The sequence below is a fragment of the Klebsiella sp. KE9456 genome (assembly GCF_043832615.1).
GTDB classification, from domain to species: domain Bacteria; phylum Pseudomonadota; class Gammaproteobacteria; order Enterobacterales; family Enterobacteriaceae; genus Klebsiella; species Klebsiella indica.
The window spans coordinates 97,195-123,468 of sequence record NZ_JBDYQK010000003.1; the positions used below are offsets into that span (position 1 = coordinate 97,195).

At 54.9% G+C, this 26,274-nt stretch carries 21 protein-coding genes, 2 tRNA genes and 2 pseudogenes; 11 read left to right on the plus strand and 14 right to left on the minus strand.

What is annotated here, in order from left to right:
- Positions 1–15: 15 nt before the first annotated feature.
- A complete protein-coding gene (asd, locus tag ABK821_RS04130; RefSeq protein WP_138358500.1) occupies positions 16–978 on the minus strand; it encodes an archaetidylserine decarboxylase in 963 nt (320 codons plus the stop codon).
- A gap of 96 nt (positions 979–1,074) precedes the next feature.
- A complete protein-coding gene (gene rsgA, locus ABK821_RS04135) occupies positions 1,075–2,136 on the minus strand; it encodes a small ribosomal subunit biogenesis GTPase RsgA (protein ID WP_138358502.1) in 1,062 nt (353 codons plus the stop codon).
- A gap of 249 nt (positions 2,137–2,385) precedes the next feature.
- On the opposite strand from rsgA, the gene orn reads away from it, so the two are divergent.
- Positions 2,386–2,931 (plus strand): oligoribonuclease, encoded by a 546-nt coding sequence (gene orn / locus ABK821_RS04140; protein WP_138358504.1) that lies wholly within the window; start codon positions 2,386–2,388, stop codon positions 2,929–2,931.
- Positions 2,932–2,969: 38 nt separating this feature from the next.
- Here the strand turns inward: orn and ABK821_RS04145 are convergent, their stop codons facing one another.
- On the minus strand, positions 2,970–3,701 hold the full coding sequence (locus ABK821_RS04145; RefSeq protein WP_343178160.1) for an arginine ABC transporter substrate-binding protein: 732 nt from the start codon (positions 3,699–3,701) through the stop codon (positions 2,970–2,972).
- A 273-nt stretch (positions 3,702–3,974) separates the two neighbouring features.
- On the opposite strand from ABK821_RS04145, the gene ABK821_RS04150 reads away from it, so the two are divergent.
- Positions 3,975–4,050: transfer RNA gene (locus ABK821_RS04150), tRNA-Gly, on the plus strand.
- 174 nt (positions 4,051–4,224) lie between these two features.
- Positions 4,225–4,392: pseudogene (locus ABK821_RS04155) on the plus strand (IS5/IS1182 family transposase); the annotation flags it as partial.
- A gap of 193 nt (positions 4,393–4,585) precedes the next feature.
- Here ABK821_RS04155 and ABK821_RS04160 read toward each other — a convergent pair.
- Genes ABK821_RS04160 through ABK821_RS04185 form a run of 6 tightly spaced genes read right to left on the minus strand, consistent with a single transcriptional unit; the run spans position 4,586 to position 11,079 of the window.
- Positions 4,586–5,581 carry an ABC transporter ATP-binding protein gene (locus ABK821_RS04160; protein ID WP_138358510.1) on the minus strand — a complete coding sequence of 332 codons (996 nt, stop codon included), beginning with the start codon at positions 5,579–5,581 and terminating at the stop codon, positions 4,586–4,588.
- Positions 5,578–6,555 (minus strand): ABC transporter ATP-binding protein, encoded by a 978-nt coding sequence (locus ABK821_RS04165; protein ID WP_138358512.1) that lies wholly within the window; start codon positions 6,553–6,555, stop codon positions 5,578–5,580. Before ABK821_RS04165 ends, ABK821_RS04160 begins: the two co-directional genes overlap by 4 nt.
- Positions 6,552–7,727, minus strand: coding sequence for a M20 family metallopeptidase (locus ABK821_RS04170; RefSeq protein WP_138358514.1), 1,176 nt, complete (start codon positions 7,725–7,727; stop codon positions 6,552–6,554). Before ABK821_RS04170 ends, ABK821_RS04165 begins: the two co-directional genes overlap by 4 nt.
- 8 nt (positions 7,728–7,735) lie before the next feature.
- Positions 7,736–8,566 carry an ABC transporter permease gene (locus ABK821_RS04175; protein WP_138358516.1) on the minus strand — a complete coding sequence of 277 codons (831 nt, stop codon included), beginning with the start codon at positions 8,564–8,566 and terminating at the stop codon, positions 7,736–7,738.
- Positions 8,566–9,528, minus strand: coding sequence for an ABC transporter permease (locus ABK821_RS04180; protein WP_138358518.1), 963 nt, complete (start codon positions 9,526–9,528; stop codon positions 8,566–8,568). Before ABK821_RS04180 ends, ABK821_RS04175 begins: the two co-directional genes overlap by 1 nt.
- Positions 9,529–9,531: 3 nt before the next feature.
- Positions 9,532–11,079, minus strand: coding sequence for an ABC transporter substrate-binding protein (locus ABK821_RS04185; RefSeq protein ID WP_138358520.1), 1,548 nt, complete (start codon positions 11,077–11,079; stop codon positions 9,532–9,534).
- Between the two features lie 594 nt (positions 11,080–11,673).
- On the opposite strand from ABK821_RS04185, the gene ABK821_RS04190 reads away from it, so the two are divergent.
- Complete coding sequence (locus ABK821_RS04190) at positions 11,674–12,438, plus strand: IclR family transcriptional regulator (protein WP_343178159.1); 765 nt, start codon at positions 11,674–11,676, stop codon at positions 12,436–12,438.
- A gap of 363 nt (positions 12,439–12,801) precedes the next feature.
- Here ABK821_RS04190 and ABK821_RS04195 read toward each other — a convergent pair whose 3' ends face one another.
- Complete coding sequence (locus ABK821_RS04195) at positions 12,802–12,948, minus strand: hypothetical protein (protein WP_171034799.1); 147 nt, start codon at positions 12,946–12,948, stop codon at positions 12,802–12,804.
- A gap of 184 nt (positions 12,949–13,132) precedes the next feature.
- A pseudogene (locus ABK821_RS04200) lies at positions 13,133–13,312 on the minus strand (hypothetical protein); the annotation flags it as partial.
- A 304-nt stretch (positions 13,313–13,616) separates the two neighbouring features.
- On the opposite strand from ABK821_RS04200, the gene ABK821_RS04205 reads away from it, so the two are divergent.
- Positions 13,617–13,692: transfer RNA gene (locus tag ABK821_RS04205), tRNA-Gly, on the plus strand.
- A 627-nt stretch (positions 13,693–14,319) separates the two neighbouring features.
- Positions 14,320–15,213 (plus strand): LysR substrate-binding domain-containing protein, encoded by an 894-nt coding sequence (locus ABK821_RS04210; RefSeq protein ID WP_138358524.1) that lies wholly within the window; start codon positions 14,320–14,322, stop codon positions 15,211–15,213.
- A 149-nt stretch (positions 15,214–15,362) separates the two neighbouring features.
- Here ABK821_RS04210 and ABK821_RS04215 read toward each other — a convergent pair whose 3' ends face one another.
- A complete protein-coding gene (locus tag ABK821_RS04215; RefSeq protein ID WP_138358526.1) occupies positions 15,363–15,632 on the minus strand; it encodes a cyclic nucleotide-binding protein in 270 nt (89 codons plus the stop codon).
- A gap of 198 nt (positions 15,633–15,830) precedes the next feature.
- Here ABK821_RS04215 and ABK821_RS04220 point away from each other — a divergent pair, with 198 nt between their 5' ends.
- Genes ABK821_RS04220 through ABK821_RS04240 form a run of 5 tightly spaced genes read left to right on the plus strand, consistent with a single transcriptional unit; the run spans position 15,831 to position 22,837 of the window.
- A complete protein-coding gene (locus tag ABK821_RS04220; protein WP_142502898.1) occupies positions 15,831–17,420 on the plus strand; it encodes an ABC transporter substrate-binding protein in 1,590 nt (529 codons plus the stop codon).
- The gene (locus ABK821_RS04225; RefSeq protein ID WP_138358530.1) at positions 17,420–18,373 is read left to right on the plus strand and encodes an ABC transporter permease; all 954 of its coding nucleotides are present in this window, start codon (positions 17,420–17,422) and stop codon (positions 18,371–18,373) included. The genes ABK821_RS04220 and ABK821_RS04225 overlap by 1 nt, the downstream gene beginning before the upstream one ends.
- Positions 18,370–19,200 carry an ABC transporter permease gene (locus ABK821_RS04230; RefSeq protein WP_138358532.1) on the plus strand — a complete coding sequence of 277 codons (831 nt, stop codon included), beginning with the start codon at positions 18,370–18,372 and terminating at the stop codon, positions 19,198–19,200. Before ABK821_RS04225 ends, ABK821_RS04230 begins: the two co-directional genes overlap by 4 nt.
- Complete coding sequence (locus ABK821_RS04235; protein ID WP_343178158.1) at positions 19,197–20,822, plus strand: ABC transporter ATP-binding protein; 1,626 nt, start codon at positions 19,197–19,199, stop codon at positions 20,820–20,822. Before ABK821_RS04230 ends, ABK821_RS04235 begins: the two co-directional genes overlap by 4 nt.
- Positions 20,819–22,837, plus strand: coding sequence for a CocE/NonD family hydrolase (locus tag ABK821_RS04240; protein ID WP_138358536.1), 2,019 nt, complete (start codon positions 20,819–20,821; stop codon positions 22,835–22,837). The genes ABK821_RS04235 and ABK821_RS04240 overlap by 4 nt, the downstream gene beginning before the upstream one ends.
- A gap of 261 nt (positions 22,838–23,098) precedes the next feature.
- Here ABK821_RS04240 and ABK821_RS04245 read toward each other — a convergent pair whose 3' ends face one another.
- Both ABK821_RS04245 and ABK821_RS04250 read right to left on the minus strand, forming a co-directional pair.
- A complete protein-coding gene (locus ABK821_RS04245; RefSeq protein WP_138358538.1) occupies positions 23,099–24,550 on the minus strand; it encodes a carotenoid oxygenase family protein in 1,452 nt (483 codons plus the stop codon).
- A 43-nt stretch (positions 24,551–24,593) separates the two neighbouring features.
- Positions 24,594–26,060 (minus strand): aldehyde dehydrogenase family protein, encoded by a 1,467-nt coding sequence (locus ABK821_RS04250; RefSeq protein WP_142502895.1) that lies wholly within the window; start codon positions 26,058–26,060, stop codon positions 24,594–24,596.
- Between the last annotated feature and the right edge of the window lie 214 nt (positions 26,061–26,274).

A 26,274-nucleotide genomic window follows, 5' to 3' on the forward strand; every position in this document is an offset into this window, starting at 1 on the left:
CTTTTTTCTCAGGAATTAACCTTCGTCTTGTTTATCGTCAACCAACGGGCTGGCCGCGTGTTCGGCGCGGACTTCCTCTTCCGACAGCGGAGCCGGTTGGTCCTGGGGAGCGGCTTCAGGGGCGATTGCCAGCGGCTGGCCAATTTTGGTGACTGACAGGCTTTGTAATTGCTCAACCCATTTAACCTGACCCGGCGCAAACAGGTTAATCACGGTTGAACCGAGCTTGAAGCGGCCCATCTCCTGGCCTTTAAGCAGGGCGACGGAACCTTCATTATCGCCAGCAGGCCATGTCCAGCGTTTAATAATCCCTTCACGCGGCGGCGTGACGGTGCCGGACCATACGGTTTCAATGCTGCCGACGATGGTTGCGCCCACCAGGATCTGTGCCATGGGGCCAAATTCAGTATCAAACAGGCAGATGACGCGTTCGTTGCGGGCAAAAAGATTTGGCACGTTTTGCGCGGTCAGGTGGTTTACAGAGAACAGATCGCCCGGCACGTAGATCATTTCGCGCAGAATGCCGTTACACGGCATATGTACGCGGTGGTAGTCGCGCGGTGAAAGATAGGTCGTGACGAAGTGTCCATGACGGAACAGATCGGCCATCTGGTAATTACCGGCCAGTAGCGCTTCCAGGCTGTAGTTGTGGCCTTTGGCCTGCAGAATTTTGTCGTCTTCGATGGTGCCGAGCTGACTGATCACACCGTCGGCTGGCATCACCAGAACGCCAGGATCGGTGTTTAGCGGGCGAACGTCGTCGCGCAGCGGACGAACGAAGAAATCGTTAAAGGTGCGGTAGCTGGCGGTATCAGGCTTCTGCGCCTCCTTCATATCGACCTTGTAGTATTTCACGAACAGGTCGATGACCAGTTTTGTCAGCCAGCCTGCTCGCTTGCGCGCTCCCCAGCCTGCGAGGCGGGTGAGCCATAGTTTCGGCAGAATGTATTGCAGTGAAAGTTTAAGATCGTTTAACAAGGTAGCCTCCAGGCCATGATTTGTCGTTCCTGACCTCACCTGTTAGCGAGAGGTCTGAAAAAAGGGGGACGATTCTAACGGTGCCCAGCTTAAATGTCAGTCATCGGTTGATGAAAAGCTTTTACGCGTTTTTACCTGCACCTGCGCCATGCTTTCCAGAATACGGTGGTAGTTTTCAAACCGGCTCTCGGCGATTTCGCCGTTTTCTACCGCCTGGCGAATGGCACAGCCTGGGTCCGTGTCATGTTTGCAGTCGCGATATTTGCAACGGCCTAAATAATCATGGAATTCGACAAAACCGTGGGTGATTTGTTCCGCGTCGAGGTGCCACAAGCCAAACTCGCGCACGCCAGGAGAGTCAATCACATCGCCGCCGTGCGGGAAGTGATACAGGCGGGCGGCGGTGGTGGTGTGCTGGCCAAGACCGGACACATCAGAAACGTCATTAGTGAGAATTTGATCGTCCCGCAGACCCAACAGCGCATTCAGCAGGCTGGATTTACCGACCCCGGACTGCCCGGCAAAAATACTGATACGCTCGGTGAGCGCCTCTTCAAGCGGCTTCAGGCCATCCTGAGTACGGCTGGAGACCATCAATACGCGATAGCCAATATCGCGATAAATGTCCATTTGCGCGTTGACAAAGTCCATACCTTCCTGATCCAGCAAATCGATCTTATTGAGCACGATCAGCGGCTCAACGTTCAACGTTTCGCAGGCGACGAGATAGCGATCGATAATATTCGGCGATAGTTCAGGCAAAATCGCCGAAACAATAACAATCTGATCGATATTGGCGGCAATGGGTTTAACGCCGTCATAGAAATCCGGACGCGTCAGGACGGAAGTCCGCTCATGCACGGCTTCGACGATACCTTTCACATTCACGCCTTCCGCCGCGCTTTTGCCTGGCCGCCAGACGACGCGATCGCCGGTAACCAGCGAACGAATGGTGCGACGAATATTGCAACGGTGGACGCTGCCGTCGGCGGATTCAACATCGGCATGCATACCAAAGCGGCTAATGACGATACCTTCGGCTTTCTCACCGAACAGATTGTCATCAAAATCGGCCTTCTCCGAAGTCGTTTTCAGGCGGCGCTGGTGATTGGCCTTTACGCGGCGCTGCTGGCCTTTGGAGAGTTTATTTTTACTCAATCGGACTGGCTCCTGGTCGCCCTGTAGGGGCAAAACATCTATGATACACGCTATTTTAGATGAATATATACCCGTCATCCTTCAAGTTGCCTCGGTATTGGCTGCGGATTACTCGGCTCATCCATGCTCTCACCGGAGGCCGGCTTTTGGCTGGTCAAGTTCGTTCCTGACGAATGTGTCGCTTGCTTGCCGCTTTGATGCGACTTGAATTATTTAGGGTATAGTCACGTGAGAAGGGTGGAAAATAACATGAGTGCAGATGAAAACAACCTGATTTGGATCGATCTTGAAATGACGGGGCTGGATCCGGAACGCGATCGCATCATTGAGATCGCCACCCTGGTGACTGATGCAAACCTGAATATTCTGGCGGAAGGGCCGACAATTGCGGTACATCAGTCGGAGGCGCAGCTGGCGCTGATGGATGAGTGGAACGTGCGTACCCATACCGGTAGTGGACTGGTGGCGCGGGTGAAAGCGAGTACGCAGGGCGAGCGTGAAGCGGAGCTGGAGACAATCGCATTTCTCAAACAGTGGGTGCCGGCGGGTAAGTCGCCGATTTGCGGTAACAGCATCGGCCAGGACCGGCGCTTTTTGTTTAAATATATGCCAGAGCTGGAAGCCTACTTCCACTATCGGTATCTGGACGTCAGCACGCTGAAAGAGCTGGCTCGTCGCTGGAAGCCGGAAATCCTCGACGGTTTTAAGAAACAGGGAACACACCAGGCGATGGACGATATTCGCGAGTCGGTCGCGGAACTGGCCTACTACCGCGAGCACTTTATTAAGCTTTAATGGCCTGGCCGGGGGCACAAACGCTGAGGTATCCCCGGCTATTTAAACCATTTCTGTTCCATTTGCTGGAATTCCGCTGAGGCTTTGACCGTCTCCAGAGCGGCATTAAGGTTATTCAGCAGTTCAGGATCGTCTTTACGCACTGCGATGGCGATCTGCTTTCCGTAGTAGCCCGGGTCCGTCGCGCGTTGATCCATCATGGCGTAGCCTGGGTTAACCTCAAGCCATTTGCTCAGGGTTTCCTGATCGCCTATGACCCCGCTGATCGCACCTTCTTTCAGCGCGTTTAAGGCACTTTCGTCGCTCTCGTAAGGCACCGCATGAATGGCTTTTTGTTTATCCCGCAGATAGCGCTGATGAATCGTCCCTTTCACTACACCGAGCGTTTTATTTTGCAGATCGGCAAAGGTGTGGGCGGCATCCTTTGCGGTCACCACCACGCCGGATAGCGCCTGACGATAGGGGTGGCTAAAGGCAACCTGTTTTTCTCGCATCGGAAGCACTTCAATGCCGGCAATAATGGCGTCGAACTTCTTAAAGCGCAGCGCCGGTATCAGCGTATCGAACCGCTGGGCGGTAAATTTACATGTGGCCTGCATCTGTCTGCACAGGGCATTGGCCAGGTCGATATCGAAACCTGTGGGCTGATTTTTACTGTTGACGGTTTCATACGGCGGATTGGCCGTTGTGGTCCCGAAATGTAGCGTTGTCGCCGCTGCTGTTCCTGCGGCAAATGTGGACAGTAGCAGGACGGTAAGCGCTTTGTTCATTTTATTTCCCGGATTGCCATCGTTGTTGACCGTTAGCGGGCGATATCCGCCTGTAAACCTGAGCGATTTTGCCCCTTTAGCGGAGCAGGAAAAAGTGATTTTGCTGAATGTGCTGATTATTCAGACAATTTAAACGCATATTTGATGATAAAGTGGGCACTTAAACTAAAAACGAAAAAAATTGCTCTCAGGGGGTTGCAGGTAAATCCAATTCTCGTATAATGCGCCTCCCGTGACGAAGCAGAAATGCGCATCACGGCACCATAGAAATATGCGGGAATAGCTCAGTTGGTAGAGCACGACCTTGCCAAGGTCGGGGTCGCGAGTTCGAGTCTCGTTTCCCGCTCCAATTCAGGTTCTGTAGACGTCCATCGTTATCTACCCTCCATTGAAAAAGAACCTTTCAGTCCTTTAAGATTGCGTCCTGGTCGTAAAGCAGGAACTTATTACCTAATAAGGTCAGTATTTTTATGGGCTGACCGTAATGCTCAGAGAACCCACCTCGCAGCAATACCCGTTTTAAATGGTGTCCCTTGAAGAACGGGCCCCTGAAGACTATCTGGTGCGTAAAATCGATGTCGTCATCGACTTTGAATTTATCCGCGATACCGTTGCCCATCTTTACTGCTCTGATAATGGTCGCTCCGCCATTGACCTGGTACGCCTGCTTAAAATGATGCTTCCAGGGTATCACAGGTCCGAATGATTACCAGAAAAAGCACTTCAGATACGGTCTGGAGAAAGATGTGTATGTGTGTCCGGCAGGAGAACTGATGAGTTACGGGACAACGGACCGCAACGGCCAGCCTGCCGTGTCGGCCGAACGGTTTGACAACGTTCTCAGTATCCGACCATCTTCTGGCACATTGTCCCGTTCAGCCTCATCAGTATTCCATGGCATTATCTGCATAAAGGTGGCAAGCGACATGCCGGCCATCATCAAGCCGTACATCGGGGACCCTCGCCTGACAATGTGCCGACGCTCGCGGGCAGCCCTGATAAAACGCGCACCCCTGGCTGCCGGGCGCTGGCGCAGGCAACTCATTATGACTTCGTAACGGGCGGGGCTGCTTATTACGAGGATGGTCTGCGGGAATAGCCGCAAACAACGACTGGGTATAGGGGTGTTTCGGCGCGTTGTAAATGGTTTCGCAATCCCCCATTTCCACAATCCGTCCCCGATACATCACCGCGATACGATCGCTGATGTAACGCACAACGCTGAGATCGTGAGAAACAAACAACCAGGTTATCCCAAGCTCGCTCTGGAGCTTTTTCAACAAGTTCAGGATCTGAGCCTGAATGGACACATCCAGTGCGGACACCGCCTCATCGCAAATAACTATCTCCGGGCGTAGCGCGATAGCGCGGGCAATGTTAAGCCGCTGACGCTGCCCGCCGGAAAACTCATGAGGATATTTGCTCAGCGCCTGCTCATCCAGCCCTATCAACGCAAGCAATTCGACCACCGCCTTGCGCACCTCGGTACGCGATAACTGCGGGCAGTGAATGGCAAACGGCTCAGATAACAGGCTATTGACGTTATGGCGTGGGTTAAGTGAGGAGAACGGGTCCTGAAAAACCATTTGTAAGCGGCGGGTGATGTTTTGCCGGGCAGTGTTATCACAGCGATGGACATCCTCACCATGAAATTGTACGTGCCCGGCGCTGGGCGTTAACAGCCCAATAATCATGCGCGCAGTGGTGGATTTCCCACATCCCGATTCGCCGACAATCCCCAACGTTTCCCCCCGATACAAGCTAAATGACACATCATCCACCGCTGTCACCGTCCGGGATGATGTGGCAGACCAGCCCCGTCCATTGACCCGGAAATTTTTCCGCAATCCCGTCACTTCGAGGATTTTTTCTTTATTCATAGGGCGTTCTCGTTAACCAGTAAACAGGCAACCTGATGCCCGGCATTCAGCATGGTGAGCGCCGGGGGGCGTACCCGACATGCGGGCGTCACATGGCGACAACGCGCGGCAAACTGACAACCTGGTTGGCGCTGGAATAAGTCCGGGGGGCTACCTTCTATTGGTGTCAGAGCCTGTTTCCCTTGATGTAGCGTCGGGCGCGACTTCATCAGCCCAATCGTGTAGGGGTGGCGGGGCGTATCAAACAGAGTTTCCACACTGGCGTATTCCACACAAGTGCCTGCATACATCACCAGCACCTGGTGGCAAAGCTCGGCCACTACGCCCAGATCATGGGTTATCATGATGATGCCAATGCCAAGCGTCGTATTCAGTTCCCGGAGCAACGCCAGGATTTGCGCCTGAAGCGTGACATCCACCGCAGTCGTCGGTTCATCGGCAATTAATAGCCGCGGGCGGGAACTTAACGCCATCGCTATCATCACACGCTGGCACATCCCGCCGGATAATTCATGGGGATACTGCTGCATGCGCCGTTCCGGGTCAGTCAGATGCACCTGACGCAACAGCGCCAGAGCCTCCTCTCGTGCCTGAATACGACTCATCGATTGGTGCGCCAGCAGGGTTTCCATGATTTGCTCGCCGATGGTGTAGCACGGATCCAGCGACGACATCGGGTCCTGAAAAATCATGGCGATATCTTTCCCCCGCAACGCCCGCATTCTGGCCGGAGATAATCCGCGCAAGTTAGTGCCGTTAAAGCGGATTTCCGACTGCTTCCCCAGGGATGCCTGTGTGGGCAACAGCCCCATCACGCTAAGCGCAGTCACGCTTTTCCCCGAGCCGGACTCCCCGACTATCGCCAGAATTTCCCCTGCCTGTAGCGTCAGGTTTAGCCCGTCAATAACCCGTGCGTGCCGTTTGCCGGAGGCGAAATCGACCGTAAGGTTTTTTATCTCCAGCAGCGGTATCATATGGGCTTCCGGCGTTGCGCGAATTCAGCTTGTACGTCGGCCAACAGGGTGCTTTCCGTCATGAGTTGCAACCCGGTGGCCGCCATGACCCGGGCGGCATCCAGCACCGCCTGATCGCCCGTTTCCGAGCCCGCCGCTTTTGCAAACGACAGCGTATGCGTTGCCCCGGCGGCGTTCCCGATACCGATATACGACTGCACAGCCGGGATTTCGTGCGTGACGTTCGCCATATCGGTGGAGCCGATACCCTGCGTCAGGTCACGTGGGATGTGGGGGATGCCGAAGTTATCAAAATGATGGGCAATCAGCGACACAATACGCTTGTTGTTGCGGATTTCTTTCGTCCCAAGCCCGGTCTGTGTGATGTTCACCTCAGTATCAGTCGCCAGCGCAGCGCCCCTGGCGCAGTTGTGGACTTTTTCAATCACGGTTTTCAGCGTGTCACCATCCAGCGCGCGTAGGTTAAACACGGCTTTCGCGCTGGCCGGGATAATATTGGATGCCAGTCCCCCTTCTGTGATGATGCCGTTTATCCGGCAAAAATCGCGCATATGGAGGCGCAATGCATTGATTGAATTGAACATTTCAATTACGCCGGCCAGAGCATTACGTCCTTCCCACGGATAAGCCGCCGCATGGGCGGGTTTGCCGGTAAAGTGGTATTCAAAGGTGTAGTTGGCAAACGAGATATCGTCCGCCATTGCAGTATCCGAAGGGTGCATTAGCATCGCGGCGTCCACGCCCTGAAACAGCCCGGCCTCAATCATGCGGATTTTACCCACGCCTATCTCCTCTGCCGGGGTGCCGAACACCTTCACCGTTCCGGACAGGCCACGCTGTTCCATGATTTTTTTCGTAATAATTCCGGCGCCCGCCCCGGACGTCCCGATAATGTTATGTCCGCAGGCATGGCCGATGCCAGGTAGTGCATCATATTCCGACAGGTAAGCGATAACCGGCCCTGGGCCTGTGCTGAATTCTGCCACAAAGGACGTTTCCATCCCGGCCAGCCCGGTCTCCACCGCAAAACCATGGTTGCGCAGCAACGCCACCAGCGTGGCTTGTGCTTTTTTCTCTTCCAGCCCGAGTTCGGGGTTGGCGTGGATAAAACGGGCAGCGCCGACCAGTTCGTCACGCAGCGTTGTCGCGATGTTATTAATTGCGTCGATCACAATGGGCCTCATTTTTTCATTTTAGGGTCCAGGGCTTCACGCACCCCGTCACCCACCAGGTTAAAAGCTAAAACGGTCATAAGGATGGCCAGCCCGGCGCTCAACGTCAGCGTGGAATCAATGCGCAAAAACTCTTGCCCATCGCGCAGCATGTTGCCCCAGGTCGCCGTGGGAGGCTGAATACCAAGCCCCAGGAAACTCAGCGCGGCTTCTGATAAAATCGCTCCCGCAATGCTCATGGTGCCGTACACAATGAGCGGGGCGATAGTGTTCGGCAGGATGTGGCGGAAAATAATCCGCCCGTGGCCCGCGCCGAGCGTGCGCACCACATCGATATAACTTTCCTGTTTTATCGCCAGCGCTTCGCCGCGGATGATGCGGGCAAAGTTGGGCACATTCACTAACGAGATAGCGATTATCAGGTTCAGCATCCCGTCGCCCAGCACCGTCATCAGCGCAATGGCTAACAACACCGACGGGAATGCGAACAGCGCATCCATCAGGCGCATTACCGCATTATCAATCCAACCGCCGAAATACCCCGCCACCAGGCCCAGCATGGTGCCCAATAGCCCGCCAATGGCGATAGATGTAAACGCGATAAGAATCGACACCCTGGAGCCATAAATCAGGCGGCTTAAAATATCGCGCCCGAAATTATCTGTCCCCAGCCATGCGCCCGGTGTACCAATGCCTTTTAACGACCGCTCAAGGTTCATTTGATTGGGGTCGTGCGGCGTAATCCAGGGTGCCAGCAATGCCATCAGCACAATGACGATAACCACTATCAGTCCAATAACCGCTATCCGGTTCTGGCAGAAACGTCGTAATGCGTCCATCAACGTTCTCCCTGTGTGGCATTGAGATCGATTCGGGGGTTGACCAGCACATACAGCACATCAACGCAGGTATTCACCACCACAAAGATCAATGCGGTGAACATAATCGTACCTTGCACCACCATGAAATCGCGTTTTTCAATGGCGCTGATAATGAGCCTCCCCATCCCCGGCCAGGCAAAAATGGTTTCGGTCAGAACCGCGCCGCCCAACAAGGTTGAGATCTGAATCCCCAGCACCGTCAGGATGGGGTTTAACGCATTGCGAAACGCGTGCTTACCAATCACGGAGAACTCCGACAGTCCTTTCGCCCTGGCTGTGCGAATAAAAGACGCGTTGATAACTTCCAGCATGGCGGTACGAGTGATGCGCACAAATGTTGCCATCGGCACCGTGGATAACGCGACGCCGGGCAATATCAGATGGCGCAGCACATCCATAGCCCCTTCGTCCCAGTCCCCCATGCCTGTCGCGGGCAGCCACGCCAGTCGAACGGAGAACAGCAACACCAGCAGTAATCCCAACCAGAAGACCGGAATGGAAACGCCAATCAATGCCAGCAACACGCTCACATAATCAAACAGACTGTGCTGACGCACGGCGGAGATAATCCCCGCCGGGATGGCCACCAGCAACGACAACACCAGCGCGAAGCCGCCGAGCAACAACGTGTTCGGCAGACGTTCCATAATCAGCGCACTGACGCTTTCGCCGTAATAGAGGGAATAGCCCAAATCGCCATGCGCTAGATCCCGCAAAAAAAACAGATATTGCGAAAGCAACGAACGATCCAGACCCAGCTTCATCCTCAATTCATGGACAGCTTCCACAGTGGCTTGCGGGCCAAGCATAACGGCGGCCGGGTCGCCGGGGATAATCCGGGTTATCAGGAATACGATAGTCGCTACCAGAAACAGCACCACGACCATTTGCAGCACACGATGACACAGAAAACGGATCATTGCTTATTTGCTCATGGTCACGTTCGTGTCTGGCGTCACGATACGGATTAACCCGTCGGGAGACACCTGATAGCCTTCCACCTTGCGGTTGACGCCGTTCACAAAGTCTTTGGTCCAGAGCTCAATGCGTGGCGAATCAGCCAGGATCTTCTGCTGTGCCTGCTGGTACAACGCGCTGCGTGCCTGCTGATCGCCCGTTTTCCCTACCGCATCGGTCAACAGTTTATCCACATCCGGGTTGCTGTAGCCCTGACCATTCCCCAGCGAACCAATCTGTTTACTGCTAAACATCTGATACAGGAAAAAGTCAGGATCGGGGTACCAGGACCAGCTCAGGTTATAAAACGTCGGCAACCCTTTTGACACGGATTCGCTAAACGAGCCCCATTCCATGCTTTTGATGGAAAGATCAATACCGATCTGCTGGAGTTGCTGCTGCATGATAGTCGCAGCCTTGATGCGATCCGGGTCCTGCGGCGTTACCAGTGTTGCCTTAAAGCCTTGTGGATAACCCGCCTGAGCCATCAGTTTTTTCGCGCCTGCCAGATCCGGCTTCACCGCTTGTTCCGACGCGCCAGTCCAGTATCCCCAGGAGCCTTGCGGCAAAGGCGAGTACGAACGGGAGCCTCCGCCCCACTGGAAAATTCCTTTGACGATGTCATCCACATTCACCACTTTCTCAATGGCCTGGCGCACGCGGATATCCTTTGTGGGACCATTTTGCATATTCATGGCGCTGAAGGTGACATTTAACCCAGGTGTCGACATCAGCCGGGCATTGCGGCTGTCCTGAACCGCTTTACGGTTTGGGCCGTCAATATTGGTCGCGATGTCGATTTCCCCGGTTAACAGGGCGTTAGTCATCATGTTGAGATCAGGGATAAACTTCCAGACCACATGCTCAAGATTCACATTGTGCGCGTAATACTTGTCGAATCGGACAAGGCTGATTTTCTCGTCTTTATTCCACTTCTTCAGCATGAAAGGCCCTGTGCCGACCGGGTGCAGGCCAAAATTGTTGCCCTGTCCTTCCACTTCTTCTTTAGGAACAATGGCGTTGCCCACGTCAGTCAGTACTGCGAGAAAAGCGGCATTCGGTTGGTTAAGCGTGACTTTGACCTGATTAGGGGGGATAACCTGAACGTCCTGAATCATCCGTGCGCGCTTCATGACAGACTCTTTTGCCGAGCGCAGCAAGCTATAGCGCACATCTTCCGCCGTCATTTTCCGGCCCTGCTGGAATTTCCCGGGCTGAAAATAGACATCATCACGCAACGTGAATGTGTACGTTTTCATATCCGGACTAACCTGCCACTGTGTCGCCAGGCCTGGAATAATGCTTTTGAGATTTTTGTCGTAATACACCAGCGTATTGAAGATATTCATCATCACGTCGGATTCGTAAGTCCCGGTATATTTTACCGGATCCAGCGTACCGGGCACCGCTTCCAGGCCGATATTCAGATTCTCAGCAGCATACCCTGCCGCGCTGAAACCCAGACTGGTTACAGAAAATGCTCCTGCAATCACCATCAAAAGACGTTTATTCATTTAACCCCCGAACGGTTAAGGTAGCGAAGTTGTGTGTATCTGTAGCCACGGCATGTGGCCTGACGTTATCCGGGGAACGAACACAGGGTTACCGCAAGACGTGATACCAAGCGGAGACAATAGTGCGACGCATTAGCTCACGGCCTGCCAGCAAAGACTGAATTCCATCCCTTTTTTGTTCCATTTTATGGAACCATGTTCTATTTTTTATGTTCTTAACATAAAGCGGTGAGCAAAAACCCGTCAAGGTGTTTTTGTCCCTGTCATGATATTTTTTTATTTGTAATTCAAAGACATTGCACTAATGTAGAGCGAGTGGTGCACTGAAATTGTGCGTGTATGTCTGACTCAGCATGGACGCCCGATAAATACTGGTGTGTGCATTATCTGGCCATATCGCAAAAATAGTGCGCAGCCTGGATGGATGACCTGAAATGGACGAAACGGGAGCCAACACCTGAGACACTTTCTCCATGTACCGACAATTACATGCTATAAACTACGCTCGCTGCAACGCCGATACAGACGCGCTCAGACGGTTATTATGCGGATGTATTGGCCTTGCGGCCCAGGTTCCTTATTAACGAGATGTGCATGAGCATACTAAATAACACAGCAGCGGTTCTTCAGTTGATGAGCCGTCTGAAGCGCAGTGTCACTGTGAGCGATGTGGTAGAACACCTTGGTTACCCAAAGAGCACTGCATCCCGCTTACTGAAACAATTATCCGAAACCGGCTTTCTGGAGCGCGACAGCCGGACACGGGCCTATCAGCCCAGCCTGCTGCTGCTGGAAGTTACCTGGCTGGTGCGTCATAACTCCAACCTCAGCGACCATATTGAACAGATGTTGCAGCCGTTGTGCCAGCAAACCGGGCACACCGGTTATATCTCCATGCTAAGCGGGCAGGATGTGCTGGTGCTGCGGGTGATGCCCGGTATGCACGCCCTGCGGGTAATTACCCATCCGGGGACCCGCTCCCCCGCCTGGGGGACATCCACCGGACGTGCCTTGCTGGCCTACCTGAACGACAACGAGCTGGAAACGCAGTATCGCCCGATTCTGACACCCAATGGAGAGGCATCCATGTCACTGGCAACTCTGCAACAGCAGATTCAGGTTATTCGTCATCGCCAGTGGGCCTCGGCCATTAATGAATCCGTCCCTGGCGCAGCGTCAGTCAGCAGCGCTGTGCGCGATCCGCATACCGGCGAAATGCTGGCATTTTGCCTGACATTCCCGTCATCCATCGCGACAGAACAGGAAGTCAGCCAGCTTGGCGAACGCGTTCGCAATGTAGCAAGACAGGTGGGTAAAACGGTCGGGGATCCACGCTGGCTGGAGGGCGGGGAAGAATGATAGCGCACCAGGCGTTATTTCGGGACCCGGTTGTAATACACTATATCCGGGTTAAACCCCTGGATATATTCCTGCACATTTTCGCGTATTCCGATCAGGCTGCGGCCTTGCAGGACAATCACATACGGGGAACGGGCCAGTAGCTCGCGTTGCATCTACTGGTAAATATGCCCGCGTTGCTCAAACGAGAGCGTGGTAATCGCGGCCTGGGTTTGTTGGTTCAACTCGGGGTATACTTAGCCAGAGCGAATTGTCAGGGTTGTGCGTCCATTTCCCGGGATCCAGGCGAACGCCGAAGCAATAAGTATTCGGGGCATAATAATTCGCGCTCCAGAAACTCAGAGTTGCCTGGTAGTGATGCGCTTACGTGGCGGCGGAGATTTCGCGGCTACTGCCGATCTGGAGTTCTACCCTCACGTCCCCGCAGATTAATCTTATCCGTAATGCCTGGGCGATATCCAGATAAGGCAACTGGTCCGCCACGGAAGGCGTAAACGTCACATCTTTCATTCCGGCCTATTCCTGTATCGTGCGGGCTTTATCCGGGTACTAATGAAACGGTGAGTCATCCAGTGTGCCCGTAACCCCATCGGTAGGAAAGCCTGATGCACGAAGAACTCCTCCTTGAACTGTTTTTCGACAATATTGTTGTAATCAGACAAATAACGTGCGGCCTCCCGGAAGGCCGGGTTGCCTGCTCGCACAATGCTCTGGCCTTCTGTACACACATGGCTAGCTTGATGAAGGACAGACTGCCATGCCGCTCGTTCTCAGCGAGATGCCCTGTCAGTGCAATGAACTCACCATGCTTGGGCCAAGGCTGGAACAGACAGGCTATGAGAAAGAAGCGCTCGTCCCACGTTTCGCTCCACAATAATTAGCTCTGGATGGCCAGGTGTGTAGACGTTAGTCCAGGTTGAACGACCGAGGTTGTTGTAACTGGTTGTAATTTAGGCTGTCGTGCAAAAAAATTGAGAACAGGTATTGCTATCACTCCGGAGTTCGTTCATAATTCTGCCCATCCTGTTATGGGGGTGATGGAAAAGATTTTTAAAATCAATGAATTAGGTTTTAGAGTCGTTTCCCGCTCCAAAAATTTGAAAGCACCATCCTGATGACAGGATTTCAGGTTGCGGTAAAGTAGTTAACGCAGAAGCAGCTTGAAAGACGAAGATTAAGCGGGAATAGCTCAGTTGGTAGAGCACGACCTTGCCAAGGTCGGGGTCGCGAGTTCGAGTCTCGTTTCCCGCTCCAGATTTTGATTTACAGATAGCCGCAGTTATCTGTAAGTCTATGAAAAAGGACCTTCGGGTCCTTTTTTCGTTCCAGCGCATCCCACAAAAATTTCCCCACTCCCGGACTTTTTCGTCTGTTTTTAGTCCATCGTCTGCACGCAGTACCTCCCAAACCGGCTGAGCTTCCTGGCGTTGATGTTGTCTCTGATTTGCAGCGTAAGAGAATGCGGATGATTGAGGTCTTTGAGGCGCCCTACAACTAACCGGTTGTGCCGTTTTCCCGGTTGGCGGGCAAGTACAGGGATAAAATCAATCGTGGTCAACCAATCCTTAACTGAACGGCATTACAGGCGGGATTTCCCGGCTGGCGCCGCCCGCCGCCCTGAGAAGTGAGCTTTTTACCCCAGAAGGGGATTAGCATCTGTTGCGGAAAACATCTTGCCCGCCTGGTGAAACTGAATGCGGGTCGCATGGTAATAAGTGTTATCGGTTATGTCCTGTCTCCGCGTATGATTGGCACCACGAAAAGCAACTTGTTATTCGAGACCCTTTCTCAGCTACGCAAGATGGGGATAGATATCTCTGTGCCGCAGACGGCCATTATCAGAAATACCTGGCCTGAGAAGGTGTCACCTGGAATATCACTATGCAAATTGAACCATTACCGCCGCTTAATACCTTGATTGCTTTTGAGTGTGTCGCGCGCTACGGGAATATCTCACGGGCGTGCCTTGAATTGAATCTGACGCAAAGCGCCATTAGCCGACAGATAATCCAGCTCGAAGAGATGCTTGGCTGCAAATTGTTCCTGCGCACGCAGCGTCGGGTGTTGCTGACGCCGCGTGGCGAGGCTTACGTCGCCCAGGTGCGGACACAACTGGCGGCGCTTTCCCAGGCGACGGCGGAAGTGATGGGCTGGAATGGTCAGCCCCTGGTGACTATCGCCTGTACCAGCGCGATGAGCTCTCTGTGGTTATCTCCCCGGTTAGCGGCGCTACATCGCCAGCTGCCGGACCTGCAAGTGCGGATGCGCATTTCCGATAGTTTTGCCGATTTGCGTACTTCCGAGTTTGACCTTGCGATTTTTTATCTCCGTGAACCCCCGCCAGGGCTGGAGTCGACCGTATTATTTGACGAAATCTGTTACCCCATGTGTGCGCCGGACTATCTGGCGAAAATGGGGCCGCTCGACTCCGCCGCAGATTTATTGCGATTTACGCTGCTGGTTCAGGACGACCCGCAACGGGAATGGACTGGCTGGCGCGAATGGTTCGAGTCCCAGCAAGTGCCTGGTTTTTTCCCCCGCCAGTGCTGGCGGGCCAATAACTACCCTTTTCTGGTGCAGGCGGCGGTTCAGGGGGATGGCATTCTGCTGGGATGGGAAGGATTAGTACAAGACCAGATTACCCGCGGGGAACTGGTCCCCGCCTGGCCTGGCAAACTGGGCGCGGCGGGGAAATGTTTCCTGATGACTCCGAAAGAGCGTTATCTCAAGCCGGTTATTCGCCAGGTGATTAACGCGTTATATCAGTCGCGTTAAACCCCTTGTTTTATCTGTCAGGAATCATTCCGCTGAGATAAATAAACCCCTGATAGCGTAGTGGAAATATCATTACTTTCTTATATGTCCACGCGGGCAGTAAAAGCATTTAATTATAATGATAGACTTTTGTTTATTAAGGTTATTCATTATCCGGTAGTTTTTTTATCCTTGACTATGCTGCGTCTTCTGCGTGAAGTATGCATACCAATAAGGGTGAAAATTAACCACATGCTTTGTGAAATTGCCGCGGCAAGATTAAAATCATGGCTGAGGGAATAAAGTCCGCATACCCCGCCAATAATATTCAGAATGGCATAAATGTCAGAATCTATCTGTAGATTACGCATTTGTACTAATGCATAGGCTAACAGGTAGCAGAATACCCCAATTAACCCGACGACCGTATGTAATTCCACCGGACCTAATTCCTTTTGTATAAATCATTACGATGAAAATAACGTTTTCAGGGGTGTTCTGCCGCCTGTTTTTTGCATAGTCTGATACGAAAAATTCATGCATTAGTCATAAAACATTTTGATATAAATCATAATTGCGACACTCCACGATGCAGAGGAGATGCGTAAAGCAGACTGATAACTCACGGAGAAAAATAAATGAAAGAGAGTCACTCCCATTGGCAGGAATTATTTCAACAGGGGCGTCTGAGCCGCCGGTCTTTTATCACCGGCGCCGCAGCACTGGGGATTGGTAGTTCGTTTTCTCTTTCTCCTCTGAATGTTTTTGCCGCCGATGCCGTTCCAAAAAAAGGTGGCACGCTGAAACTGGGGATGTCCGGCGGGAATACCAGCGATACGCTGGACCCACGTCTGTTTACCGACTGGGTGCCTTTAAACCAGGCTTATATGCTGATGAATGGCCTGGTGGAAATTGATGAACATAACCAGGCGGTGCCGGAACTGCTGGAAAGCTGGGAAGCCAAACCGGGCGCGAAAGAGTGGGTGTTTAAAGTACGTAAAGATGTGACATTCCATAATGGTAAAACACTCGATGCGGATGACATTCTCTGGTCTATCAATTTACACCGTGGCGACCAGTCGCGCAGCGCCATTAAAACGCAACTGGATAGCATTGTTAACCTGGTGAAATCCGCACCGGACGAAATTACGCTCACCCTGGATAGCGGCAATGCCGACTTGCCTTATCTGCTGGCGGATTACCACCTGCTGGTGGTGCCCAATGGTTTTAATGATTGGTCGCACCCGATTGGCACCGGCCCGTTTGTGTTCGGCCAGTACCAGCCAGGGGTACGTTCGTTATTCCAGCGCAACCCCCATTACTGGAAGCCGAACCGCGCGTTTGTCGACGCGGTGGAAGTGCTGGTCATCAACGACGCCACCGCGCGAACCAATGCGTTGATCTCAGGCCAGGTGCACGCCATCAACCGTGTGGACTTCAAAACAGTCGATTTCCTCAAACGTAGCCCTGCGTTGAATATCGTGCGCTCGTCCGGCGGGCAGCATTTCACCTTCCTGATGGATTGCCGCACCCCGACATTCAGCAACAATGATGTGCGTCTGGCGATTAAGTACGGCATCGATCGCGAAAAAATTCTGTCAACCATCCTGCGCGGCTACGGCCAGTTGGGCAACGATCACCCCATTCCGAAAACCGATCGTTTCTTTAATCACGCGCTGGAACAACGGGTGTACGACCCGGACAAAGCACGTTTCCACCTGAAAAAAGCCGGAATGGATAGTCTGGCCGTGGAGCTGTCTTCATCGGATGCGGCATTTGCCGGGGCGCTGGATGCGGCGGCTCTGTTCCAGGATCAGGCGAAAAAAGGAGGGATTCAGGTCAGCATCAAACGCCAGCCCGCGGACAGCTACTGGGACGATGTCTGGATGAAAGCGCCATTCTGTATGGGGTACTGGGGTGGGCGGCCTACCGCCGACCAGATGTTCTCCACCGCCTGGCAATCCACGGCGAAGTGGAACGACACCCACTGGAAAAATGAAAAATTCGACGCATTGCTGCTCCAGGCGCGCTCGTTGCTGGATGACCGCAAACGCGCGGAAATTTATGGTGAGCTACAAAGCATTGCCCGTGACGACGGAGGGGCGATGATCCCCCTGTTTGGTGATTATCTGGATGCCGCCAGCAAGAAGGTCGGCGGTATCGCACCGCATCCATTGTTTAACTTTATGGGTGGCCGCCTTGCGGAACGGGTCTGGCTGGAGGCGTGATGAAAAAGCTGATAATCCAGCGTTTGTTGCTGGGGATCGTAACCTTGTGGCTGGTATCAATGCTGATTTTCCTCGGCACCGAATTATTGCCGGGAGATATCGCCAGCGCGTTGTTGGGGCAAAACGGTACTCCGGAAACCATCGCGGCGCTCCGCAGCCAGTTAGGGCTGGATCAACCCGCCGCATGGCGTTACCTCCAGTGGCTGGGCGGGGTGTTGCACGGCGATTTGGGGGTGTCACTGGCGAATAATGAGCCTGTCAGCGCAGTGTTACTGCCGCGTCTGGAGAATACCCTGTTCCTGGCCGGGTATGCGGCGGTGGTGGCTATCCCGTTAGCTATGGTGCTGGGGATAGCCTCGGCTATCTGGCGCGATTCCTGGTTTGATCGTCTGGCTAATAATCTGACGTTGCTGAGTATTTCGGTACCGGAGTTTTTTGTCGGCTACCTGCTGGTGATGTTCTTTGCTATCCATTTCGCGTGGTTTCCCAGCCTGGCGACAGTCGCCCCAGGAGTGAGCTTCGGCCAGCGTTTGTACACCTGCACATTGCCGATGCTCACGCTGGTACTGGTGGTGCTGGCGCATATGCTGCGCATGACGCGAGCGTCGGTCGGGGCGGTCATGTCCAGCAGCTATATCGAAACCGCGTTGCTCAAAGGGCTGCCCAAATGGCGCATTGTTCTCAGCCATGCCTTGCCCAATGCGCTGGCGCCCATTATTAACGTTATCGCGTTTAACCTGGCTTATTTGATAGTAGGGGTCATTTTGGTGGAAGTGGTGTTTGTCTACCCGGGGGTGGGTCAGTACATGGTGGATGCCGTTACCCGGCGCGACCTGCCGGTAGTGCAGGCGTGTGGACTGATTTTCGGCGGCACCTATATTATCCTGAATATGCTGGCGGATTTGTTGGCTATCTGGTGTAACCCTCGTTTACGTCACGCGAGGTCTTCATGAACAGAGTGAGACAATGGCGTATACCGCTGTCGGCTATGCTGGGGTTGGCGATTATTGGCGTGAACCTGGTCGCCGCGTTGTTCGCGCCCTGGATCGCGCCGCACAGTGAAACCGCGCAGGTGGGTGATGTCTGGATGCAGTCGGCGGCGGGTTTGCCGTTTGGCACGGACAGCCTGGGGCGCGATATGCTTTCCCGCCTGTTGTTTGGCGCGCGCACCACTATTTCTATCGCGCTGATCATCACATTTTGCTCGTTTCTGCTGGGGATTATCACCGGTTTTACGGCCGCGATTTATGGCCGTTGGGTGGATGTCTTGCTGACGCGTATCGTCGATACCCTGATGTCTATTCCGGTGCTTATCCTGGCGTTGATTGTGTTGTCGGTGCTCGGCACCTCCATTCCGGTCCTGGTGGCGACCATCGCCTTGCTGGACGCGACCCGTGTGTTCCGCCTGGCGCGCCTGGTTGCCCAGGACATTGTGTGCCAGGAATATGTCGAAGTCGCTCGCCTGCGCGGGGAGGGGATTGGCTGGGTACTGCGTAAAGAGATCCTGCCCAACGCGATTCCCCCGTTACTGGCGGAATTCGGCATGCGTTTTTGCTTTACGTTTTTGTTTATCGCGGGCTTGAGCTTCCTGGGGCTGGGCATTCAACCGCCTTATGCCGACTGGGGCAGTATGGTGCGCGACAACGCGCAGGCGATTAACTTCGGCCTGTTGGCGCCCCTTTATCCGGCGGCGGCTATCGCGTTGCTGACCATTGGCGTAAATCTGGTCGTGGACTGGCTGTTAACCCGCCAGCACCTTTCTGTCGGGGGGGAATTATGACGCAACCTGTTCTTGAGATGCGCCAGTTGCGTATCGAAACGTACGAAGGCTTACCGCTGGTGCAGGACATTTCCCTGACGCTGCTTCCTGGCGAGGTTCTGGGGCTAATTGGCGAATCTGGCGCGGGGAAATCCACCATCGGCCTCGCGGCGTTGGGATACGCGCGCCCCGGTTGCCGGTTCGGCGGTGGGGAAGTCTGTATCAATGGCACCGATCTGCTGGGGCTGTCTTCCGCGCAAAAACGCGATTTTCGCGGCAAACGCGTGGCTTATGTAGCGCAGAGCGCGGCGGCGGCATTTAATCCCTCGCTTACCATTGGCCAGCAGGTATGCGAAGGACCGGTACGCCATAAGCTGATGAGCAAAGAGGCGGCCTGGCAATGGGCGGTGACCTTGTTCCGGGCGCTGGATCTCCCGGACCCGGAAAATATTGGCAAACGTTATCCGCACCAGCTTTCCGGCGGGCAGCTCCAGCGCGCGATGGCGGCGATGGCGATGTCCTGCAAGCCCGATCTGTTGGTGATGGATGAACCGACCACCGCGCTGGACGTGACCACCCAGATTGAGGTACTGGTGATGCTGCGCAAACTGGTGCGTGAATTCCACACGGCGGCGCTGTATATCACCCATGACCTGGCGGTGGTGGCGCAAATCGCCGACCGCATTATGGTGTTGCGTCAGGGGCGGGAGGTGGAGTGTGGCACGGCCGGGCAAATCCTCCAGCAACCCCAGGAAGCCTATACACGCCAGTTGGTGAGTGAACGCACCCACCCGCTGGCGCCAGCCCAGGCGCAAACATCAGACCCGCAACCACTGCTGGCGCTGGAGCGGCTCAGTACCAGCTACAGCGGTAAAACCGTGGTGCATGACGTTTCCCTGAGCCTGACTCGGGGCGCGACGCTGGCGGTTATTGGTGAATCCGGTAGCGGCAAAAGCACCCTGGCCCGCGCATTGTGCGGCTTAAATAATGAAACTCAGGGCAAGGTGCGCTTTCAGGGGGCCACGCTGGCGAATCACTACAAACAGCGCGATAAAGAAACGCTGCGCCGTATCCAGATGATTTATCAGTTGCCGGATATCGCGCTGAACCCGCGCCAGACGGTGCTGGAGATAATCGGCCGCCCGCTGGTGTTTTATTTCGGGTTCGACAAAAAACAGGTGCGCGTCAGGGTCGGGGAACTGCTGCGCCTGACGGAGTTGCCGGAAACCTTACTGGAACGCACGCCAGGCGCGTTATCCGGTGGCCAGAAACAACGCGTCTGTATTGCCCGTGCGCTGGCCGCCAACCCGGATCTGATCATTTGTGATGAAGTGACCTCGGCGCTGGACCCGCTGGTGGCGGAAGAGGTGCTGAATCTGTTGCGCCGCTTACAGGAGCAACTGGGGCTGTCCTATCTGTTTATCACCCACGACCTGAGCACCGTAAAACGCATCGCTCACCAGGTTGCCGTGATGTATCAGGGCAACATCGTCGCGCAGGGCGCGACCAGCGATGTCTTTAGCGCGCCGATGCACACTTACACTGAAAAACTGCTGACCTCGGTGCCTGAAATGCGCACCACCTGGCTGGATGATGTGCTGGGGAAGCGGGGCGGCAATAATTTACTGGCAGGCGCGTCATGAAAAAAATCCTTACCCACTTCCCTTATTCGGTCACAGTCAGTGAACACGTGTGGATCCCGCTGGCCGATGGCACCCGGCTGGCCGCGCGGATGTGGCTCCCCGACAGCCCACAACCCGTGGCGGCGATTCTGGAATATATCCCGTACCGCAAACGGGATGGTACCCGTACCCGCGATGAACCCATGCACGGGTATTTCGCGGGCCATGGGTACGCCGTGTTGCGCGTGGATATGCGCGGTAGCGGCGAATCCGATGGTTTACTGGCTGATGAATATCTGCTTCAGGAGCAGGAAGACGCACTGGAAGTTATCGACTGGATAAGCCGCCAGCCCTGGTGCAGCGGGGCGGTGGGCATGATGGGCAAATCCTGGGGCGGGTTTAATTGCCTGCAACTGGCGGCACGTCGCCCGCCGGCGCTGAAAGCGATCATTACGGTGTGCTCCACGGATGACCGTTATAACGACGATATCCACTACAAAGGCGGTTGCCTGCTGAACGACAACCTGTGGTGGGGCGGGATCATGCTGGCCTACCAGAGCCGACCCCAGGACCCGGCGCTGGTGGGTGATAGCTGGTTCGATGCCTGGCGTGAGCGCCTGGAGAACATGCCTTTTTTCCCGGCGTTGTGGATGGAACACCCGCACAAAGACGCCTACTGGCGACATGGTTCCGTCGGGGAGGACTGGGCGGCGATTCAGTGCCCGGTCCTGGCGGTCGGTGGCTGGGCGGATTCCTACAGCAATGCGGTGTTTCGTTTGATGGATAATCTGACGGTGCCGCGTCGGGCGATAATCGGTCCCTGGGCCCATATCTATCCGCAGGACGGTACGCCCGCGCCAGCAATAGGTTTCCTTCAGGAAGCGGTGCGCTGGTGGAATCACTGGTTGAAGGGGGAAGACAACGACGCACTGGCAGGGCCGCGCCTCCAGGTCTGGCTGAATGACAGCCAGCCGCCTGCCGCCAGTCGCCCGACGGCGAGTGGCACATGGGTCGCCGTGGATTGCGACACCGCCGATGCCGCGCGTCAGATGGCCTGGTATCCCGCACATGGCCGCCTCGCGCTTCAGCCCGACGCACAGGCAGGCTGGCAGGCGATATGTTCCCCGCAAAGCCACGGACTGATGGGCGGCGAGTGGATGGGGGCGGGCGTTCTGGGGGAAAGCCCGCCGGACCAGCGTATCGACGACGGCCAGGCGACCTGTTTTGAGAGCGCACCGCTGGATGCTCCCCTGACTATTTATGGCTTCCCGCGTTTTCGGGTGGCGCTGCAGAGCGATAAACCGGCGGCCATGTTGTATGTCCGGTTGTCGGATGTCGCCCCGGACGGGGCGGTGACACGCATCACTCATGGTTGGGTCAATCTCTGTCATCATCAGGGGCAACACCAGGCGCAGGCATTAACGCCCGGGGAAACCATTGATGTTGAGGTGCAGTTAGATGGCATCGCCTGGCGGTTTGCCCCCGGACACCGGGTGCGTATCGCGCTGGCGACCACCTTCTGGCCTATGGTCTGGCCCATGCCGGAGGCGGCGACGCTGACGCTGGATCTCGCGCGGGCGGTGTTGCATCTGCCGGTGTGCGATAGTCTGGCTACGATCCCTGGCCCCAACCCGCATCCGGAAACGGCGCCGGATACTCCGCTGACGGTGTTAAGTCCAGGCCGGGTGGATCGCGAGTTGCATTATGATGTGGTGACGGATAGCTGGATCTGCGTCACGCAGGGCGTAGGTGGGGTATTCGGGGAAGGGGTGTATCGCTTTGATGATATCGACACCACGGTAGATCACAGCCTGCGCCGCGAGCTGACTATCTGCAACCAGGATCCATTGTCGGCCTGCTACCAGCTTACCCAGACGATGAAGATTGGCCGGGAAGGCTGGTGGACGCAGGCGGATGTCGCGTTGACGCTACGCGGCGACAAAGACGACTACCTGATTAGCGGGGAAATGACGGTCACGCACAACGATCAATCTGTCTGGCATCGTTGCTGGGAACAGCGCATTCCTCGTCAGTAATTAGCCGCTCTCCCGGTGGGATTTCCCGCGGGGAGAGCGGAAAAATTTTTTAACTCAACGAGTTAATGTGTGGATTTTCGTTTTGTTTCCCACTCCCGGCGTTTTTCGCTGATCCGCCAACGGATACCTGCCAGCACCTTTGACCGGGTTTACCGGATGATTCTCCGACAAACCCGGAAGGTACGGACGGTCAATCCCCCGTATCGTTAAACGACGGGGTCAGGCCCGTTTGTTTATCATGGCTGCGTATTCCGCCAGGGGTTAGTCTCCGGACCAGTTACCATGTAGCGACATGCGTAAACGGAAGGGAATTTTGACTCTGGCCAGCGGACCCTGTACCCAGTGCGCAGTATCCATAATAAGTAGCTCAGAGGTGTGCGCCCGAAGGTCGTTCATGACGCACACAACCCATCCATCACCTTCTGGCGCATCTTTGCTGCGCGGGATAAAGGCTGGCTCCTGGAAACACTGCGCATCGCCTGGATACCACATTTCACTTTTCCCGGTGACAACATCAATACGCGCTAACTGGTTGAAAAACTGGAACGGAAGGGCGCCCAGCGTTGCCGAATCAAAGGGCAACTGCGGATCGTAGGCGAGCGTAAAACCATAACGATAAGGTTTGCCGTTATAGCGTTCGTCACAGCGTGGGAATTCGCAGGGGAAGGGCGTGGCCGTCAACAGTTGCGGCACAACATCATGGTCTTCGGCGTCCAGGTCGAATGTCCAGCGCATCAAGGCGGCTTTCAGGGATTCCGGCGGTGGGACGGCGCCATCGGCCTGAGGGAAAAAATAGAAGACGTTGCCGTTTGTGACCGGCATATCGACAAAAATTTTATTGCCCTCTTCATAAGCATTGAGCGTATGCCCCTGAAAGCCATTCACCGGCCCATAAAACCAGCGTATATCTTGCGCCGAGCCGTTACGCGGCAGGACACCGAAAAGCTGCGGCAGGTCAGGTTGCCACTGGAAGTGTTGCCCGCCTTTGCGCATGCGTTCAAGATCTGCTGTCAACGGGATAATCGGGAAAATGACGTAATTTTGCGTGACGGCAAAGTCGTGGATCATGGCGGCATAGGGGGCCTGGAACCAGATTTCCCTGGTCAGCTCCCCGGTATCGCTGATTTCGAAATAGGCGATGTCCGGCGTGGCGTCGCCTTTGGCTTCATACGCAAAGCAGAGAAGCGCATCGTTATCCGGGTCCCGTTTGGGGTGTGCGGTAAAGGTTGCGGATTTAATCTGCCCGTTGAAATCCCATTCACCGATTGTTTCCAGTGTATCGGGGTTCAACGCCCAGGGCAGCGAGTCTTCCTTCATGGACAGCAGAATACCATTGTGTGTAATCACTGTGGTATTCGCCGTTGTATTATTCGAGGCCGCCAGGGGATCGTTGGTGTAGACGTTGCGATAAACCCCATTCAGGGAACGATGTTCGCGGCGTTGTGCTTTCAGGCGCTCGGTTTCGACATAGCGTCGTTTCAGGCTGACTTTCCCGCCTGTAAAGCGAAATGCGCTGACAATACCATCGCCGTTGAAGAAGATATCGTTGCCAAGCATGGGAGGATATTGCGGATCGGGAGCTACCTGATAGAAGGTGCCGTTGATGGCCTCCGGGATGGTGCCCTCCACCTCAAGGTCGACAATGCTGGCTTCCACGCGACTGGGTTTGTAAAGACCGGTGAATTCGGGTGTATCTGGAAATTGCAGGCTCATATATTACGCTCCATTAATCATGGTTATGGGTTTCGCGTCATGTTCAGAATGGGTAAGAAAGGCGCGAGTTCTGTACGCTTATCCAGTGTTCTGTCGTAAATTCGGCGATCATCCAGTCACCGTTAAAGCGGCCCAGACCGCTGTTTTTTTCTCCGCCGAACATGCAGTAGGGATCGTCGTTAGGCGAAATGTCGTTTATGTGCGTCATTCCCGCTTCTATCTGCCGGGCAAAGCGCATGCCGCGCCCTTCATCCCGGGTGAACACCGCACTGGACAGGCCAAATTCAGTTTCGTTGGCTAATGTCAGCGCATGTGCTTCGTTGTCGGCCTTAATGAGCGGGGCTATCGGGGCGAATTGCTCGGATTGCGCCAGATCGGCGTGGTTTGGTACATCAATGAAAACGTGCGGCGGCAGAAGACAGCCATCGGCCTCGCCGCCCAGCGCCAGCGCGATCCCAGCCTGACGGGCGGACTGAATACGCGATAACGCGGCGTTTAGTTGTTTGTGGTTGATCAACGGGCCGATCACGGTGTCCGGCTCGTTTGGATCGCCGACTTTAAGCTGGCGCGCCCGTTCCACAAAAGCTTCCGTGAATCGTGGGTAGATGCTGGCATCGATAATAATGCGATTGCTGCTCATACAAATTTGCCCCTGGTGCAAAAAACGTCCGACGATGGCACCATCAACCGCCAGAGCGATATCCGCATCGTCCAGCACGACGCAGGGCGCATTGCCGCCCAGTTCCAGTCCGACATGCTTGAGCGTCGGCCCCGTCGCCGCCAGTTTGCCAATATGCCTGCCGACCCGCGTGGACCCCGTAAAGGAAATCAGACGAGGGACGGGATGGAGCGTGAAGGCGTCGCCAATCTCCTGCACATCGCCAATGACGACATTCAGTACACCCGGAGGCAAACCCGCCTGTTCGTAAATGCTGGCCAGCAACAGGCCGCCCGTTACCGGGGTATCTTCGGCAGGTTTGAGCACAACGGCGTTCCCCAGGGCCAGCGCTGGCGCGACGGAACGGTTTGACAGGTGCAACGGAAAATTCCAGGGGCTAATGACGCCGATAACACCCAGTGGGGAACGGTAGATTCGATTTTCCCTGCCAGGCACATCGCTGGGCGGTATGATGCCTTGTACACGCCCCGGCAACATCGCGGCGGCGAAGGTGCAGTCGCGCGCGGATGCATATTCGATTTCGGCTTTGATTCGGGTACTGCCGGATTCCGCAATTAGCCAGTCGACGATTTCGTCATGACGCTGCTCCATGATGTGCACGACGTTAAGCAGCACGGCGCTACGGTGGGCGACACTCGTCCCGGCCCAGGCTTTTTGTGCGATGGCGGCACTGCGATAGGCCTCGTCAAGATCGGCCTGGCTGGCCTGGGCTATTTCGGTCAGCACTGATTGATTAAAAGGATTGATGTCAATGAGTGGGGTGCCCGATGCGCCGGGACGCCAGTTTCCATTAATGTATTGGCCAGTGTAAGCATGTTGGTGTGTGTTCATGATGAACTCCGGTTGCAGGTGAGATAGCGATGAACCAGCCGTGCTGCCAGCATTGTGTGCAGGCCGTTGTCAGTTTTCTGGCGGTTAAACGCGCGTTTGTTATTGTGAGTGTGAAACTGGATAGCAGTGCGCTGCCCCGGACGTAGATAGCAAGCCCTGACCTGATGAACTGCGCATCCTGGCTAAGTTGTGGCGCAATCCATCGCAGCAACAG

What these genes read in the sequence shown, in the direction of transcription:
- orn (WP_138358504.1), top strand. Translation starts at nt 2,386, where the DNA reads ATGAGTGCAGATGAAAACAACCTGATTTGGATCGATCTTGAAATGACG.
- ABK821_RS04145 (WP_343178160.1), bottom strand. Translation starts at nt 3,701, where the DNA reads ATGAACAAAGCGCTTACCGTCCTGCTACTGTCCACATTTGCCGCAGGA.
- ABK821_RS04160 (WP_138358510.1), bottom strand. Translation starts at nt 5,581, where the DNA reads ATGAATAAAGAAAAAATCCTCGAAGTGACGGGATTGCGGAAAAATTTC.
- ABK821_RS04165 (WP_138358512.1), bottom strand. Translation starts at nt 6,555, where the DNA reads ATGATACCGCTGCTGGAGATAAAAAACCTTACGGTCGATTTCGCCTCC.
- ABK821_RS04175 (WP_138358516.1), bottom strand. Translation starts at nt 8,566, where the DNA reads ATGGACGCATTACGACGTTTCTGCCAGAACCGGATAGCGGTTATTGGA.
- ABK821_RS04180 (WP_138358518.1), bottom strand. Translation starts at nt 9,528, where the DNA reads ATGATCCGTTTTCTGTGTCATCGTGTGCTGCAAATGGTCGTGGTGCTG.
- ABK821_RS04185 (WP_138358520.1), bottom strand. Translation starts at nt 11,079, where the DNA reads ATGAATAAACGTCTTTTGATGGTGATTGCAGGAGCATTTTCTGTAACC.
- ABK821_RS04190 (WP_343178159.1), top strand. Translation starts at nt 11,674, where the DNA reads ATGAGCATACTAAATAACACAGCAGCGGTTCTTCAGTTGATGAGCCGT.
- ABK821_RS04195 (WP_171034799.1), bottom strand. Translation starts at nt 12,948, where the DNA reads ATGAAAGATGTGACGTTTACGCCTTCCGTGGCGGACCAGTTGCCTTAT.
- ABK821_RS04210 (WP_138358524.1), top strand. Translation starts at nt 14,320, where the DNA reads ATGCAAATTGAACCATTACCGCCGCTTAATACCTTGATTGCTTTTGAG.
- ABK821_RS04220 (WP_142502898.1), top strand. Translation starts at nt 15,831, where the DNA reads ATGAAAGAGAGTCACTCCCATTGGCAGGAATTATTTCAACAGGGGCGT.
- ABK821_RS04225 (WP_138358530.1), top strand. Translation starts at nt 17,420, where the DNA reads ATGAAAAAGCTGATAATCCAGCGTTTGTTGCTGGGGATCGTAACCTTG.
- ABK821_RS04230 (WP_138358532.1), top strand. Translation starts at nt 18,370, where the DNA reads ATGAACAGAGTGAGACAATGGCGTATACCGCTGTCGGCTATGCTGGGG.
- ABK821_RS04235 (WP_343178158.1), top strand. Translation starts at nt 19,197, where the DNA reads ATGACGCAACCTGTTCTTGAGATGCGCCAGTTGCGTATCGAAACGTAC.
- ABK821_RS04240 (WP_138358536.1), top strand. Translation starts at nt 20,819, where the DNA reads ATGAAAAAAATCCTTACCCACTTCCCTTATTCGGTCACAGTCAGTGAA.
- ABK821_RS04245 (WP_138358538.1), bottom strand. Translation starts at nt 24,550, where the DNA reads ATGAGCCTGCAATTTCCAGATACACCCGAATTCACCGGTCTTTACAAA.
- ABK821_RS04250 (WP_142502895.1), bottom strand. Translation starts at nt 26,060, where the DNA reads ATGAACACACACCAACATGCTTACACTGGCCAATACATTAATGGAAAC.